15 protein-coding genes are annotated in these 12,953 nt (G+C 47.8%); 5 read left to right on the forward strand and 10 right to left on the reverse strand.

The genetic code is table 11. The features are described 5' to 3' along the window. Positions 1-189: 189 nt before the first annotated feature. A complete protein-coding gene (locus NDJ01_RS17755) occupies positions 190-2,511 on the forward strand; it encodes a Tex family protein (RefSeq protein WP_258587076.1) in 2,322 nt (773 codons plus the stop codon). Between the two features lie 88 nt (positions 2,512-2,599). On the opposite strand, the gene NDJ01_RS17760 is transcribed toward NDJ01_RS17755, so the two are convergent. Both NDJ01_RS17760 and bioH read right to left on the reverse strand, forming a co-directional pair. Then, positions 2,600-3,064: a hypothetical protein gene (locus NDJ01_RS17760; RefSeq protein ID WP_005379316.1), complete on the reverse strand. Its 465-nt coding sequence runs from the start codon at positions 3,062-3,064 to the stop codon at positions 2,600-2,602. 124 nt (positions 3,065-3,188) lie between these two features. After that, positions 3,189-3,956, reverse strand: coding sequence for a pimeloyl-ACP methyl ester esterase BioH (gene bioH / locus NDJ01_RS17765; protein WP_006741796.1), 768 nt, complete (start codon positions 3,954-3,956; stop codon positions 3,189-3,191). An 84-nt stretch (positions 3,957-4,040) separates the two neighbouring features. Between bioH and NDJ01_RS17770 the strand changes: the two genes are divergently transcribed. The 4 genes from NDJ01_RS17770 (at position 4,041) to cysQ (ending at position 7,066) form a co-directional block, all read left to right on the forward strand. After that, complete coding sequence (locus tag NDJ01_RS17770; RefSeq protein WP_225461830.1) at positions 4,041-4,766, forward strand: ComF family protein; 726 nt, start codon at positions 4,041-4,043, stop codon at positions 4,764-4,766. Positions 4,767-4,863: 97 nt separating this feature from the next. Continuing rightward, positions 4,864-5,448 (forward strand): Fe-S biogenesis protein NfuA, encoded by a 585-nt coding sequence (gene nfuA / locus NDJ01_RS17775; RefSeq protein ID WP_005394968.1) that lies wholly within the window; start codon positions 4,864-4,866, stop codon positions 5,446-5,448. A 176-nt stretch (positions 5,449-5,624) separates the two neighbouring features. Next, on the forward strand, positions 5,625-6,194 hold the full coding sequence (gene nudE / locus NDJ01_RS17780) for an ADP compounds hydrolase NudE (protein ID WP_005394971.1): 570 nt from the start codon (positions 5,625-5,627) through the stop codon (positions 6,192-6,194). Between the two features lie 44 nt (positions 6,195-6,238). Then, on the forward strand, positions 6,239-7,066 hold the full coding sequence (gene cysQ / locus NDJ01_RS17785) for a 3'(2'),5'-bisphosphate nucleotidase CysQ (protein ID WP_005394972.1): 828 nt from the start codon (positions 6,239-6,241) through the stop codon (positions 7,064-7,066). A 300-nt stretch (positions 7,067-7,366) separates the two neighbouring features. On the opposite strand, the gene NDJ01_RS17790 is transcribed toward cysQ, so the two are convergent. Genes NDJ01_RS17790 through gspG form a run of 8 tightly spaced genes read right to left on the reverse strand, consistent with a single transcriptional unit; the run spans position 7,367 to position 12,919 of the window. Further along, positions 7,367-8,128, reverse strand: coding sequence for a type II secretion system protein N (locus NDJ01_RS17790; RefSeq protein WP_104971139.1), 762 nt, complete (start codon positions 8,126-8,128; stop codon positions 7,367-7,369). Between the two features lies 1 nt (position 8,129). Continuing rightward, a complete protein-coding gene (locus NDJ01_RS17795) occupies positions 8,130-8,621 on the reverse strand; it encodes a type II secretion system protein M (RefSeq protein ID WP_085343383.1) in 492 nt (163 codons plus the stop codon). A 7-nt stretch (positions 8,622-8,628) separates the two neighbouring features. After that, the gene (gspL, locus tag NDJ01_RS17800; RefSeq protein WP_005394975.1) at positions 8,629-9,831 is read right to left on the reverse strand and encodes a type II secretion system protein GspL; all 1,203 of its coding nucleotides are present in this window, start codon (positions 9,829-9,831) and stop codon (positions 8,629-8,631) included. Further along, positions 9,800-10,810 carry a type II secretion system minor pseudopilin GspK gene (gene gspK / locus NDJ01_RS17805; RefSeq protein ID WP_139060255.1) on the reverse strand — a complete coding sequence of 337 codons (1,011 nt, stop codon included), beginning with the start codon at positions 10,808-10,810 and terminating at the stop codon, positions 9,800-9,802. Before gspK ends, gspL begins: the two co-directional genes overlap by 32 nt. After that, positions 10,803-11,480: a type II secretion system minor pseudopilin GspJ gene (gene gspJ / locus NDJ01_RS17810; protein ID WP_258587077.1), complete on the reverse strand. Its 678-nt coding sequence runs from the start codon at positions 11,478-11,480 to the stop codon at positions 10,803-10,805. The genes gspK and gspJ overlap by 8 nt, the downstream gene beginning before the upstream one ends. Further along, a complete protein-coding gene (gene gspI / locus NDJ01_RS17815) occupies positions 11,467-11,862 on the reverse strand; it encodes a type II secretion system minor pseudopilin GspI (protein ID WP_031780439.1) in 396 nt (131 codons plus the stop codon). The genes gspJ and gspI overlap by 14 nt, the downstream gene beginning before the upstream one ends. Next, positions 11,843-12,454 (reverse strand): type II secretion system minor pseudopilin GspH, encoded by a 612-nt coding sequence (gene gspH, locus NDJ01_RS17820; protein WP_065646528.1) that lies wholly within the window; start codon positions 12,452-12,454, stop codon positions 11,843-11,845. Before gspH ends, gspI begins: the two co-directional genes overlap by 20 nt. Before the next feature lie 21 nt (positions 12,455-12,475). Further along, a complete protein-coding gene (gene gspG / locus NDJ01_RS17825; RefSeq protein WP_005394985.1) occupies positions 12,476-12,919 on the reverse strand; it encodes a type II secretion system major pseudopilin GspG in 444 nt (147 codons plus the stop codon). Positions 12,920-12,953 lie beyond the last annotated feature (34 nt).

A 12,953-nucleotide genomic window follows, 5' to 3' on the forward strand; every position in this document is an offset into this window, starting at 1 on the left:
AACCGTGGATATAGGTTAGTCGATAGTTGCGGATATAAGTTCTCAATTTAATTACAGTTTTGACACAAATCTGACTGATGTCCACCAGCGCCCGGTAAATTTTTGTCTCGTTAATTTAAAACATTGCAAATTCTTCGAACGACCCCAATGTTCTATACAACCCAAACCGAATTGAAAGAGAAAACACGGATGAGCCAAGCTATCTGTCGTATGATTGCTCAAGAACTGAATGTTCGCCCTGAGCAAGTCAACGCCGCTGTCACCCTAATTGATGACGGTAACACCGTCCCTTTTATTGCACGTTACCGCAAAGAGGTGACGGGTGGCCTTGATGATACCCAACTGCGTACTCTGGACAGCCGTCTGTCTTACCTTCGTGAAATGGATGACCGCCGTCAAACCATTCTCAAATCGATCCAAGAGCAAGGCAAACTGACGCCTGAGCTTGAGCAAGAAATTATTCAAGCCGATAGCAAGACTCGTCTTGAAGACCTTTACTTACCTTACAAACCTAAACGCCGCACTAAAGGCCAAATCGCCATTGAAGCCGGCCTAGAACCGCTAGCTGACATGCTGTGGAATCATCCGCAAACCGAGCCAGAAAGCGAAGCAAGTAAATATCTTGATGCCGACAAAGGCATCATAGATACCAAAGCCGCCCTAGACGGTGCCCGTGCGATCATCATGGAACGCATTGCTGAAGACGCAAACTTACTGGAAAAAATCCGTAACCACTTAAATCGTAATGCGGAACTTGTCTCACTAGTCGTTGAAGGAAAAGAGCAAGAAGGTGAGAAGTTCAAAGATTACTTCAATCACAACGAACCGCTGAGCAAAGTCCCTTCTCACCGTGCACTTGCGATGTTGCGCGGCCGCAATGAAGGCTTCCTAACTTTAGCCATGAACGCTGATCCAGAGCAGGAAGAAGGTGCTCGCCAATCTTACTGTGAAACCATCATTGCCGACCATTATGGCGTGACGTTAAGTAGCGCACCAGCAGATGCATGGCGCAAACAAGTGATCAGCTGGGCATGGCGCATCAAAGTATCGATGCACATGGAAACCGAGCTAATGGGCGCAATGAAAGAGCGTGCTGAAATTGAAGCGATTGAAGTATTTGCGACTAACCTAAAAGATTTGTTAATGGCGGCGCCAGCAGGTCCTCGTGCAACACTTGGTCTCGATCCTGGTCTGCGTACCGGTTCAAAAATCGCGGTTGTCGATTCAACGGGTAAAGTTCTGGCTACGGAAACCATCTACCCTCACCCTCCGCAAAAACAATACGACAAATCAGCGCAAATCGTTGACCAGTTAGTGCGTAAGTACAACGTGGATTTAATTGCGATTGGTAACGGCACGGCTTCTCGTGAAACCGATAGCTTTGTCGCAGACGTAATCAAACGCGGCAACCTAAAAGTTCAGAAAATCATCGTCAGCGAAGCAGGCGCATCAGTGTACTCGGCCTCTGAACTCGCAGCGAAAGAGTTCCCGAATATGGACGTATCACTGCGTGGTGCAGTGTCGATTGCGCGTCGTTTGCAAGATCCATTGGCTGAGCTCGTGAAAATCGATCCGAAATCGATCGGTGTGGGTCAATACCAGCACGATGTAAGCCAATCTATGTTGGCAAAACGCCTAGATGCGATTGTGGAAGACTGTGTAAACGCGGTTGGCGTTGATGTGAACACGGCTTCTGCCGCACTATTAACGCGCGTAGCAGGCTTATCAAACACCATCGCGCAGAACATTATCGACTTCCGCGACGAAAATGGCCGCTTCGAAGCACGTACGACGTTGAAGAAAGTACCTCGCTTGGGTCCTAAAGCGTTCGAACAGTGTGCTGGCTTCCTACGTATTATGGACGGCAAGAACCCACTTGATGCTTCAGCGGTCCACCCGGAAGCGTACCCAGTAGTCAAAGCAATCGCTGAGAAAAACAGCAAAGACATCAAGGCACTGATTGGTGACTCAACATTCCTTAAAGGCTTACACGCTGTGGATTATACCGATGAACACTTTGGTGTCCCAACGGTTACCGATATCATCAAAGAACTGGATAAACCGGGTCGTGACCCACGTCCTGAATTCAAGACCGCTACGTTTGCAGAAGGCGTCAATTCAGTTTCTGATCTAGAACCGGGCATGATCCTCGAAGGCGTGGTCTCGAACGTAGCCAACTTTGGTGCCTTCGTCGATATCGGTGTTCACCAAGATGGTCTGGTCCACATTTCTGCGCTGACTGACCGCTATGTTTCTGATCCACGTGAAGTCGTGAAAGCAGGTGACATCGTCAAAGTAAAAGTGATGGAAGTGGACGTACAGCGTAAGCGTATTGGTCTATCTATGCGTTTGAACGACGAGCCGGGTCAAGATAACCGTAGCCAACGCTCTTCAGCCGCACCACGTCGTAATGACCAAGCACAACGTCGTCAGCCTCGCCGCGATGAGTCTTCATCGAACAGTGCAATGGGCGGTGCTTTTGCGGCGGCGTTTGCTAAAGCGAAAAAGTAACCTTACCTAGGTTTCACTGCTAAAAAGAAAACGCTCCAATCAGTTCAATCTGCTTGGAGCGTTTTTGTTTGAGTAGGATATTGAGTCGTCATAATACTGCTATCACTTCTGACGGGGTATGGGGAGCGACTGCATGACCATAATGAAACTTGATCACCTTCCTGCGCTTTTCCATTAATCCTTCATTGATCGCAGCATCCAAAATGCGCTTTGGTAAGCGAAAACGAATTGCGTAGCCCTTACCTTGGTCTTCACTGTACGACTTGAGCGCAAGCAAACTAAAAAGCCGTTCTAGTGTATCTTCCGGCTCTTCTTGATAACGCGTGTCGACTTCTGTTTCCATGTCATAATCAGGATGCTCTGAAGGATCCCAAGAAGACTGACGTCGGCGCTTGTCATCGCCTTTTACTTTTCGCTCTGCATTGGTTTTGGCCAATGCGACCGTTGGCGTCACAGGCTCTCGGACTTTATTGTCGCGAGCTGCTTGTTCCGTCTGCACATTCACGGATGGGGCGATCAGTGGCACACTTACGTTGGTCGGTGACACAATCATTGCGAACCCTCCTCAGAGTCGCCCAACTCGTCAATATGGCTTAGCTTTATTGGCTAATAAAACCTCACCAACCTTTATGTCGACCACTTTTTAAACAGCTTGAGCTTTTTCCGCTTGTATTTGATTAATCGTGAGCAAACTCTCGAATTTGGGCACAAAACTCGTCATGTTCGGTCATAAAGGGCGCATGAGAGGACTGATTGAAAACAAACTGCTGAGTATGAGGTAACTGTTCACTTAAATCATTCGCCACTTTAATCGGCACCAATCCATCCAAACGACCATAAAGACGCAGCATTGGTACAGAAAGAGACGTCAATGCATCGCGCAGATCCACATCAGCAAGGATGTTTAGCCCAACCAACAGCGACTCAGGGTTTGGCTGAGGGCGCGACAGTACCGCTTGCTTGAGTTGTTTCACATCTTTGCGTGCAGATGGACTGCCCATCGCTTGCAACGCCATAAAGCGCTCAATGGTCAGTGAAAAATCTTCTAACAACTGAGAGGTGAATGCGCTCAGTACATTCGGTTGAATACCGCGCCAAGGCTTCTCTGCGGCAAATTTTGGTGAACTGGCGACGGTGATCAACTTAGTCACACGCTCGGGCATGTTTAATGCGACATGCGTCGCCACTAAGCCCCCGAGGGACCAGCCAAGCCAAATCGCTTTCTTTGGCGCACTTTGCGCGACCAAGTTAGCAATATGGTCTAAATCTTCACCATGATGTTCGGCACTGTGTCCATAGCCCGGAAGGTCAACAACATGAACACGGAAATCGGTTTGAAGTGATTCGACGGTTTGCTGCCAAACCGCGCCATTCATACCCCAACCATGTAACAACACCAGATCAGGTCCTTCACCAAACGACTGCCAATGTAATTTCGTGCTCATGCTCTCAATCTCTCCCACTAATTTTATTCCCTACGCCATCAGCCAAGCGTTAGGCTGAGTAAAATATCACCATGAATAAGCGCTATGTTATCTCATCACTGGCAAAACATCATGCATCGCGTGTTGAGCAGTCAATGCGGTCTGTGTCGATTCCCGATTCAAACACCAAACCACACGCATGCTCTGCGTTGGTGTGAGCACTGTTTACAGCACCTAACTCCAATCAAGCGATGCCAACGTTGCGGTTTAACGTTACAGAAAGAGGAGATGAGTACGGAGAGTATTTGTGGTGAATGCCTTTCAGAACCACCGCCATGGCAAAGACTATATACGTTAGGCGATTACGACTTTCCCCTTTCACGGGAAGTACAACGCTTTAAAGATCATGGAGAGTCTTGGCATGTAAAAGCTCTAACCCAGCAACTGGCGCAGCGCATTACAACACCAGCTCCAATCATTACCAGTGTGCCACTGCACTGGCAGCGTTACCTGCGCCGGGGTTTTAATCAAAGTGATGTTTTAGCCCGACACCTCGCCCAGCAATTGCAAACCAATTTCGACGCGAAGGTCTTTCGCCGGGTCAGACTCGCCCAATCACAGCGCGGCAATACTAAAGCGAGCCGTGAACAAAACCTAAAAGGCGCATTTGTTCTCAATAAGCGACCACCATCTTCCCACGTTGCCATCGTCGATGATGTGGTCACCACAGGCAGTACCGTCCGACAATTATGTCATTTACTACTTGAAGTTGGCGTAGAAAGCATCGATATTTACTGCATCTGCAGAACACCTGCTCCTCGTTCTCTCTAGATCGCTTCGCCATGCCTTAGCATCAAAAAGACTAGACCCATACGTCAACAAGAGTAGAATAGCAGCAGTAACCTACAAATTTACTCGGGTATTCGTCGTGTCAAATATTACTATTACAGAAACTGCGCAAACGCATTTCGCTAACCTTTTAGGTCAACAGCCTGAAGGGACTAACATTCGTATTTTCGTTGTGAACCCAGGTACACAAAACGCTGAGTGTGGCGTGTCTTACTGCCCACCAGAAGCAGTAGAAGCGACCGACACTGAAATCCCTTACAGCGGTTTTTCAGCTTACGTGGATGAGCTAAGTCTGCCATTCCTTGAAGACGCTGAAATCGATTTTGTTACCGATAAAATGGGCTCTCAGCTAACGCTAAAAGCTCCGAACGCTAAAATGCGTAAAGTTGCGGACGACGCGCCACTGGTTGAGCGCGTTGAATACGTTATCCAAACTCAAGTCAACCCACAGCTTGCTGGCCACGGTGGTCACGTAAACTTGGTTGAGATCACTGAAGACGGCATTGCTATTGTTGCATTTGGTGGCGGCTGTAATGGCTGTTCTATGGTTGACGTAACACTAAAAGAAGGCATCGAGAAAGAACTGCTAAACCAATTCGTTGGTGAACTAACCGCAGTTCGTGATGCTACAGAACATGACCGTGGTGATCACTCTTACTACTAAGAGTAAATACGGTCAGAAAATGGGAGGCTTCGGTCTCCCATTTTTGTATCGATACTGAGGTAACCTTGAGATGCTTAGTTCTGCCCGCAAAATCCGCTAGAAACTCAGGCGGAGTTCTCATATATTAAGAATCTTACGCATCTCGTAAACGCCAACGACACCAAGGAGCCAGCGCCATGTCGAAACGGACCCCACCAGAGATACTCTCATGCCAAACGGTCGCAAAATCCAAACTGTTTGCCGTGGAAGCGCTCGACCTTCGTTTTTCCAATGGTGAACACCGTACTTATGAACGCATGAAGCCAAGTGGACGCGATGCGGTGATGGTGGTTCCTGTGACTGAGCAAGGCGATTTATTACTGGTACGTGAATACGCCGCTGGGACTGAACGCTACGAGTTGGGCTTCCCGAAGGGGTTGATTGATCCAGGTGAAACCCCACACCAAGCTGCGGATCGAGAATTAAAAGAAGAAATCGGCTTTGGCTGCAATCAGCTGACTCCGTTGAAACAAGTTATCCTCGCGCCGTCTTACTTTTCGAGCAAAATGACTCTATTTTTAGGACAGGCGCTTTATCCAGAGAAGCAAGAAGGCGATGAGCCTGAGCCACTGGAAATTGTGCGTTGGCCACTTGCGCAAGCCGAAGAGTTATTAACTCACATGGATTTCTGTGAAGCACGAAGCATCACCGCGCTAATGTTGGCACTGAAACACTTACCAAACACCACTCACAAACATAACCAATAACGGTCATGAGAACCGAATAATACTGTGAGTAAGGACTATCACTTATGCCAATGACAAAAGATCTATCTCACCTGCTTCCTCAAGTCATCGAAATTGCCCGTAGTGCCGGGCAAATGATCCTCGAAATATATGAAAAAAAACAGTACGAGGCCTACACAAAAAGTGACGAGACTCCGGTAACGAGCGCAGATATCGCGGCTCACAAACTCATCACAGAACGCTTGAGTGAACTCACACCCGACATTCCCGTATTGTCAGAAGAAGACGCAGACATCAGCCTCGAGCAACGAGCTCAGTGGGAACGGTATTGGTTAGTCGACCCTCTCGATGGTACTCAAGAATTCATAGCTCGCAGCGGCGACTTTGCGACTATTATTGCACTGGTCGACAACAACAAACCAACCATGGGGGTCGTTTATGGCCCTGTCTCTGGCGTGACTTATTACGCTTATAGTGGCAAAGGTGCTTGGAAAATTCCCGACATGTCGGACAGCGTAAAAATCCATACGCACAAACACGAGCAGCCAGGGCAAAGCATCGCGATTGCTATTAGCCGCCGTCAAGATATCAATCGCATCACTAGCCGCATGAGCAGTGCTTGGAATTACGATTTAATTCCGCTCGGCTCTGCGGCATTAAAAGCGTGTCTTGTTGCAGAAGGCGCTGTGGATTGCTATCTCAGACTAGGCCCAACAGGTGAGTGGGACACCGCCGCGACACAGTGCATTGTTGAAGAAGCGGGCGGTCGCATTCTCAGCACGCAATTGGAGCCGCTGTCATATAACGAGCGTGAAACGCTAGAAAACCCAAACTTTATTGTGCTTGGTGATGCGGATTTACCTTGGAATGAGATTTTACAACGCAAAGATTAAGCGCTCTATCCGTAAAGTTAGCGCCTAAGTACTAGCAATTGAAAGGCCACGAATATGTTCGTGGCCTTTTCTTTTTGACCTATTTGTACAGCGTTAGGAGCATTTAGCCTACTATGTTCCAATCGCTTAAAGCGCTGAACACAAGAAAAACACCCCTTTAAAATCAAAATCTTATAATTACATCCTATTATCACCACGATCTTTGTACAGCGAATAGAGGGTTTCGCCTACTATGTTCCAAAAGCAAAAAGAGCTGCACAATCGCAGCTCTTTGAGAATTTTGGTTTTTGTCATGATAGGTTAGAAGCGACCTTGGTAATTAAACTCGTATTGGCCTTGAGGGTTCGGCTTGCCCAACCATTTCAGTTGCTCACTCATGCTGGATGGGAACTCAGCTCCTGGCTTAAACCAGGCTTTGGTTGAGTATCGCTGATTAGGCATCAGCTCTGCCGAGAACGCCGCTGAGACTTGTTTACTGCTTTGCTCACCTGCAGCCGTCAACACACTGTCCTGACAGTTTAGATCGGCAATCACAGGACCGAGTTCTAGGCTACCAACAGGGCTTTGAATACCACTGGCATTCCATACTAAAGTGCCTTCACCATTCTTACACCAAGGCGCGGCATAAGTCGCATGACGAATATTTAACTCAAGTTGCCCATCAACGCCGACGGGAACAGGGAGACGTGCTTGCTCAACAACTTTTACTGCCGGGATCGAGGCAACTAAGTTTTTGGCATAAGGGCCATCACTCAAGCTATAGCCAACAAAACCGCGACCACGAACGTCCATTTCACTACCACGACCAAAGCGTACGGCAAACTCAGCTTTACCAGTTAGTAGACTCGACCATTGGAAATCCCAATTAACTTCTCCAAGGTTCTGGCGCTGCCAACGAACACTAGAAGCTTGACCTTGCCATACAGAGCCATTGGCACCCTGAATGTCTAGTCCTCTCACGGTTGGTGCTTGCTGTAACACCCAAGAAACGGGTAATCCCATTAAAAGACTGACTGAAAAAAAGACGATAAAGATAACAACGTAAAGTACTGCTCGCTTCACCTTAACCTCGCTTAAACTGAAGGCGGTTCACATCAATCATGCCCGCTTGATCCGTTCGGTCGATATCTAAAAATTCGACTTCAATACCCTGTTGCTCTTTCAAGTAACGTAACCAATCCACCAGCTGATTAAACGCGAGTGGTTTGATCCACACCTGAACACTCTCATTGCGAGGTTGTACTCGAATCAACTCAACTTTATAACGACGGGCTGAAGAAGAAACCAGTTGATTCAACGGTTGGCTAGAGTAGCTCACACCGCTGCTTTTGCGCAGTGCAGTAATGCCATCCGCTTTATCTTGTACCCAAGCCAGCAACTGTTTTTCACTTTGAATGCGTGATTGAGCTAGCTCCGCACGTTGGCTCATTGGCTGTAGCAATCCCCAATAAATAATGCCGATAACGGCAATAGCGCCACATCCCATGACCAAACGCTGCTCACGCTGTGAGATGCTGCTCCACCAAACCTGAGCTTGAGAAATTAAGTTTTTCATCATCACCTCACAAACGCTTCAAAACAAAGCTGCCAACCACAACGTTATCGCTACGGTTCAGCTGTCCTTGCTCAACATTAAACTTCTCTGCCAATTTCACGCGAGCCTGCTCAAAAGGTTGGAAGTCTGAACTGCGAGCTTGAATTCGCACTTCGCCACGTTGACCATCATATTTAAAGCTGGTGATTTCCAAATCGCTGACCTGACCCAGTGTCGCGGGCAGTGCCGCCAACCAAGACAACATCGCCTGCTGACCGCCACCACCAGATAAGCGGCGCTCTTCATCATCCATTTGTCGTTTGAGATAACTAACGGTAGGAATTCGTCGTTTATTCGGGAACACCTGGCGGAAAATACGCTCACTCTCCTCACGATACGCTTGTGCTTGTGCTTCGTACTTGTGGACGACGAGCAACTGCTGCGCAACCATAACAACGATAAGCACGCCCGCAGCAATGGTGGCTTTTTGCCAGAGCTTCCAGTATTTACCCCAAGAAGATTTAGGCTTGAAGATCCCGGTCAGCAAATTGACTTTGCTTTCTGTCACCCCCTTCGCCAGTAACCCCATGGTCATTTCTTCTGGCTGCGGCTCCCATACTTCAGGTAACGCAGATTCAGGGACTGAGCTATAGCAATCGAGCTTCCAACCTTCATGATTTTGTAGATAAGAAGAGAGGTAAAGGTCTAACCAAGAAGCATCGACAACCGCACCCTCTGTCGCTGAGTGACGAATCAACCATTGATCACCAAGCATCGCGGCACTGCTATGCTCTCCCTGAACAGGTAACGCAAGCACATCTGGCAAGATGCGTTTGATGGTGATGCCTTGGCTTGAAAAACGCTGCAATACGGTCTGAATCCAAGCGCGTTCAACAGCGCACACTTGCGCTTTATCCGCTTGTTTACCTAACACGGTAAAGTGAAGGCCATCAACGTCCTGCGCGACTTCATCTTCCACGAGGTACGGTAACATCGCGTCGAACTGACGTGTTGCGCCTGGCGGTATATCCACTTGCGTCAAGACCACATCATTACTCGCCAATAGCGCCACAACTTGGCGCTGACCTGCATAAGAGATCAACTCATCTAAGTGTTCCCATCCGGCGATTTCACCGCTGGCAATCACTTCCTGTTGATCTGTCGACCACACCACCCAAGGAATGGTACTTTGTTGTTCGCTACTCAGCCGAACGGTCAGAAACTCGCTCACTGATCCCTCCAAAACGACGGCGAACTACGGTCACCGTCTCTCTATTTGTACTTTGCAAAAGGCTTCGGATACGTACACGTGATTCATCCACCAACACTTGTGCATCCAATTCAAAAAAGGCGCTATCCACACCCAAATAGCCTTTGGCGTTTTTCTTTACATCTTCACTTAAGCCAGCCATTTCTGACTCTGCTAAAAATTCATCAATGCTATCCCACCCATCAAATGGGCGTTTTTCAATTAGCTGAATCGCATCACTACTGCTTAAGTTTGGTGAGAACATTGCCACCAAAATCGGAGCTTGCTCGACTTCAATCGTATTTACGTTTAAACGCCAGTCATCACTTGGTAATGCACAGACCAGCGGTTCCAATTTTTGGAAAATTTCACCACTCACCTGATAGACAGCCCGTAACTCGGAAGCATCTGCCATCCAGCCATTTGACGCTAAATACGCGGGTTTCATCGCTTCATATGTGCTGTCTTCGACCCCGGTTGTGGAGCGAACGGTGTCATCAGCATCAATGTATTCCCAGGTAGAGTCTGCAATGATTTCTGCCTGATACGACTCCACATCCGATTCTTCCAATAAACGCTGCAATACATTGACTAAATACGGTCTTGCGATTTGCTGTCCCGTCGGTTGCACACGGCTCAATACATTGAGGTTAAAGCACGCTTGTTTATCTCTAATTCGTCCCGCCGCTTGACCATAATCTAGCGGATAGACTTGTTCTTTTATTGCCCACGGCTGACTCATATTGATCGTATCGGTGTCTTTGTAGCTTTGCTCGATACCGACTTTTGCCAACGCCTCTACCCCAAGGCTATACCAATACGCTTGCTGATAGTTAACTTGATTGGCGCCCCGCTGAAACTGCAAAAACAAACGCTCCGACATACTGGCGGCAACTGTCGCCATAATCGCCAGCAACATCAGCACAATAATCAAAGCGACACCGCGCTGACGATTAACCATTATTGCTGCCTCCTGAACTTCCTTCTTTCTGACTCAATGTGCCATCAGGAGTCAGATAAGTGCGGGCAATCTCTCCATAATCTTTTAGAGTAAGGATCACAGAAACCGCTTTCGGTAGCGACTTTTCATCATCCCACTCTTTTTTCCATTGTTTACCATCGTAAAAACGCATATCAAACGATTCGACCTGCGTCAGCAATGGGGTAACGATGCCTTGTTGACCCACTGGCGTGTCAGGGTAGCGCCACCATACTCGTTGTAATGTTTCTTCTTTTAAACGATAGCCAACCTTAGTGACCTCCCCTCGGGGAAACTGCAGTTGAGGGTTGTGCCATCCTAAGCGAGCAAACATTAGCCCTTTAGTATCGGAGTCGAGCAAGTAATCTGACCAAAAAATCAGTTGGCTCGCGGGCTCTTCACCATTTGTCCGCGTTTGGCGCATCGCCATTTGACGAAAGTCATTATCCATCATCACCATGGCGCGCTGAATTTCATTTAAGCGCTGAGTTCGCTCTTGTGATAGTGCATTGCTGCGCTGCACTTGCGATACCACTTGATACGCGGCGACACTTAAACTGGCAAAAATGGCAATCGAGACCAACACTTCAATAAGTGTAAAACCTTTTACCAGTTGGCGCTTACTTGCGCGTGGATTCTTATTGCGCCACATAACTTCGTACCGTCACGACTGGGCTCGCGTTTTTCTCGAGCGCGACGCTCACATCAAATGCTTTCAGCAATGGCTGCGTGGTGGCAACAGGCGTGATTTTCCAGTACCAAGTGCGCCCAGCCAGCTCTTCTGTGCCGTTCTTTACTTTAAGTTCACTGGTACTCAACATCACGTTGGCCATCTGATTATCCACAACCATGGCTGCAAACATTTTTTCTTCTAAATAACTGATCGTATTAATATGCTGGCTCACCGAGCGAATGACGCTGATGGCAGCGGTGGCGAAAATAGCCAGTGCGACCAATACTTCCAGTAGTGTCATGCCTCTCGTCCGGCGATGACTCCAATGTGGGCGAGCTTGCTTAGAATTTCGCATTCTCATCCTCTTTCACTTCTTCGCCCGGCGCTAGTAACAAGATTTGTCCACTTTCTTTGCCGATGACTCGCCAGCCGTCATTAAAGGCGTCACCATTTTGCGGAAAAAAAGACAGAGTAAATGGCGTAACTTCTGCACTGGAAAAGATAAACACTTGCGGTGGCTTAACTTTCTTTTCGTCGTCTTCTTCTTCAGCAAACATGTCTTCATCAAAAAGAGAGCCCGGTTTGAATAGGCGATCATCATTATCCCAAGCACCGCCACCTAGCTCGAGCAGTAGCGTAATGTCATCTTCCAACTTGGTTTTGCTCGGAATCTGCTTTAACTCCAGAGGCTGCCAACCTTCCGCGGTCAAACTCAGTAGAGTGTACGTCGATTTAGCGTCATCCACTCGAACGCCAAAATCTTTACCGCTTAGTACGGCTTCTTCGTTAAGCAGCTGTAAACGCTGAAAAAAGCTTTGAGCATACTGTTTGGAAAGATCTTTTTGGCTGGTCGGTAATGTCGAGATCACGGCCACTGCCGTGAGGGATAGCAAAACCAGCACCAATAGAATTTCTATCAATGTAAAACCGTTGTGTTTTCGCATTTGCTTCATTAGTGCTGGCTTAGGCTCTATTTATTGGAAATCTTGCATGTTCCAGTTGCCAATATCTGCAGCTGGACCTTCTCCACCCTCTTGGCCATCTGCGCCTAGAGTGAAGATGTCAATCGTACCGTTATCACCTGGGCTTAGGTACTGGTACTGGTTACCCCAAGGGTCATTAGGAAGACGTTTGATGTAACCGCCATCACGGTAGTTGCGAGGCTCTGGGTTAGAAGGCTTGCTAACTAATGCTTCCAGGCCTTGGTCTGTCGTTGGGTAAACGCTGTTATCCAACTTGTACATATCTAGGGCATTTTCCAGCGCTACGATGTCCGTAATCGCTTTTTGTTGGTCAGCCTTCTCTTTGTTACCCAATAGGTTTGGAACAACGAAACTTGCCAAAATACCAAGGATAACGACAACAACCATCACTTCTAAAAGTGTGAAACCGTGTTGTTTACTACGTTTAAATTTCATTTTTTTCTCCGAAAGTTAGATTCAAGCCATGCCG

It is taken from the genome of Vibrio sp. HS-50-1 (genome assembly GCF_024747315.1).
GTDB classification, from domain to species: domain Bacteria; phylum Pseudomonadota; class Gammaproteobacteria; order Enterobacterales; family Vibrionaceae; genus Vibrio; species Vibrio diabolicus.

Excerpts from the sequence above, each read along its gene's own strand:
- NDJ01_RS17755 (WP_258587076.1), top strand. The coding sequence starts at position 190 with ATGAGCCAAGCTATCTGTCGTATGATTGCTCAAGAACTGAATGTTCGC.
- NDJ01_RS17760 (WP_005379316.1), bottom strand. The coding sequence starts at position 3,064 with ATGATTGTGTCACCGACCAACGTAAGTGTGCCACTGATCGCCCCATCC.
- bioH (WP_006741796.1), bottom strand. The coding sequence starts at position 3,956 with ATGAGCACGAAATTACATTGGCAGTCGTTTGGTGAAGGACCTGATCTG.
- NDJ01_RS17770 (WP_225461830.1), top strand. The coding sequence starts at position 4,041 with ATGTTATCTCATCACTGGCAAAACATCATGCATCGCGTGTTGAGCAGT.
- nudE (WP_005394971.1), top strand. The coding sequence starts at position 5,625 with ATGTCGAAACGGACCCCACCAGAGATACTCTCATGCCAAACGGTCGCA.
- cysQ (WP_005394972.1), top strand. The coding sequence starts at position 6,239 with ATGCCAATGACAAAAGATCTATCTCACCTGCTTCCTCAAGTCATCGAA.
- NDJ01_RS17795 (WP_085343383.1), bottom strand. The coding sequence starts at position 8,621 with ATGAAAAACTTAATTTCTCAAGCTCAGGTTTGGTGGAGCAGCATCTCA.
- gspK (WP_139060255.1), bottom strand. The coding sequence starts at position 10,810 with ATGGTTAATCGTCAGCGCGGTGTCGCTTTGATTATTGTGCTGATGTTG.
- gspJ (WP_258587077.1), bottom strand. The coding sequence starts at position 11,480 with ATGTGGCGCAATAAGAATCCACGCGCAAGTAAGCGCCAACTGGTAAAA.
- gspI (WP_031780439.1), bottom strand. The coding sequence starts at position 11,862 with ATGAGAATGCGAAATTCTAAGCAAGCTCGCCCACATTGGAGTCATCGC.
- gspH (WP_065646528.1), bottom strand. The coding sequence starts at position 12,454 with ATGAAGCAAATGCGAAAACACAACGGTTTTACATTGATAGAAATTCTA.
- gspG (WP_005394985.1), bottom strand. The coding sequence starts at position 12,919 with ATGAAATTTAAACGTAGTAAACAACACGGTTTCACACTTTTAGAAGTG.